Consider the following 1,918-nt stretch of genomic DNA (forward strand, 5'->3'; position numbering starts at 1 on the left):
AGGACATTATCAACTCAGCACCAACATTCGCAAGGCTTGCCCCTGCTTCGACGCGGAGAAAGAATATCAATTATTTTGAAGACGTATTGTATTGTTTTCCATAAAATGTAACTATATTTGTAGATATATACGCAGTTTGGAAAGTAAGTACTGGCTAAAATCAACTATTAATGGATAAAAAATTCAACGAAATAGAAATTTCCAACTTCAGGGGCTTCGATTCTATAAAAATAGACCGATTGTCTGGATTGAATGTATTTGTTGGCGCTAATAATGTAGGTAAGAGCACTATATTAGAAGCCGTTTTCATGTTGGTAGGTATGGCCAATCCGATAATGCCCATGCGGGTAAATTACTGGAGAACACAGACTAATTCCGATATGGACAGCTTGAAATACCTGTTTCATAATATTGATTTTAACAATCAGCCTCTGTTAAAGGCAAAAACCGGAACTTCTGTACGAAGACTCACTTTCTCTCCCTTTTTTCGAAATACGACCGAAGCCTCTTCCAGTGACATCTCTTTAAAATCAACTGTCAAACAATTGAATTTTGATTTTGATGTGCAGGAAAAAGATGGCTTCTCGTATCATACTGCCTTATTCGTCGGTGTGGACGGAACCCTGCAACAAACGCTAGATGCCACTTATAAGGAGGATTTGAATTGCTTGTTCATTCCTGTGGACAAAAATGACAATAACGCATCCAGTAATTTTGCGACATTGGTAAAAAGGAACAAGAAGCAGGTTGTCATTGATGCTTTGAAAGAGTTTGATCCGGATATAGAATCCATAGAAGCTTTACCGGATGGATTATATCTTGCCATGAAAGGATTGCACGAACTTCTGCCTATCAGCATGGCAGGCGATGGAGTAAGGCGCATGATTAATATCATGGCCACTATCGCCAGCGAGGATTACCACATTGTCATGATTGACGAATTCGACAACGGCCTTCATTATACCACCCACAAACTGATGTGGAGGGTTTTGCTGAAATTCATAGAAAAGCATAATATACAGCTGTTTGTAACTACACATAACTTGGAGTGCCTGCAAAGTCTTGAGGCTGTCATGCAAGATGACGAAAGCCTTCGTGAACTTGCCAATGTTTACAATATCGCAAAGACTAAGCAGGCTGGTTTTCAAGCTTACAGATATTCCTTTGAAGGATTGAAAGAGGCGATTGACAATGAAATAGAAATCAGGCGATGAAAGAACTTTTTAAGATTTTCGTTGAAGGAGACGCCGATAAGCGATTTATTTCACAGCTATTGGAATTTTTATTTAAGACTTCTATCGATCAGGGTAATATTATCAAAACATCCGGTTGGAATTGTCTCGTTTCTCCTAAAACAGAAGAAGTTTATGTGAATCAGATGAACAGAACTTCGGCAGATGGCGGTGTTAACCTTGTAATCTTTGATGCTGATGCTGATTTTGAAGACAGGAAGAAGAAATTAATCTTGTGGAAAGAACGCTGTCATGTGGATTTCGAGTTATTCCTATTTCCAAACAATAAAGATACAGGAGAATTGGAAGATTTGTTAGAAAAGATAATCAATCCAGAAAATCAACCTGTCATGGATTGTTGGACCAGCTATGAGGAAGCATTGAAACAGGTAGTATTGCCTTGGAGAGAAGATACCCCTCTTACACTTCCTGCGAAAAAGACAAAGATATATGCCTATCTGGAGGTATTATTAGGGACCTCTAAAACACAGAAGGAAAAAATAAAGGAACCTAATAGAGAATATAGGAATAAAGACCATTGGGACCTTGATGCGGATACGCTAAATAATTTAGTTGTTTTTTTAAAGGAACATTTATCATAAAAAAGATACGACATGAACTATTACGAACTCAGTTTCACATACACCTCCCCTATCGAGAAAGAGATTATCAATGACGTGCTGGCC

At 38.2% G+C, this 1,918-nt stretch carries 2 protein-coding genes; both read left to right on the forward strand.

The window, feature by feature from the left end; all coding sequences use genetic code 11:
* The first annotated feature begins 170 nt into the window (after window positions 1-170).
* Entirely contained in the window at window positions 171-1,214 is a 1,044-nt protein-coding gene (locus tag QZ379_RS12695) for an AAA family ATPase (RefSeq protein WP_036617436.1), read from the forward strand.
* The gene (locus tag QZ379_RS12700; protein ID WP_005861843.1) at window positions 1,211-1,834 is read left to right on the forward strand and encodes a DUF3226 domain-containing protein; all 624 of its coding nucleotides are present in this window, start codon (window positions 1,211-1,213) and stop codon (window positions 1,832-1,834) included. The genes QZ379_RS12695 and QZ379_RS12700 overlap by 4 nt, the downstream gene beginning before the upstream one ends.
* The last annotated feature ends 84 nt before the right edge of the window (window positions 1,835-1,918 follow it).

This window comes from Bacteroides sp. (genome assembly GCF_019417265.1).
In the GTDB taxonomy this organism is placed as follows: Bacteria; Bacteroidota; Bacteroidia; order Bacteroidales; family Bacteroidaceae; genus Phocaeicola.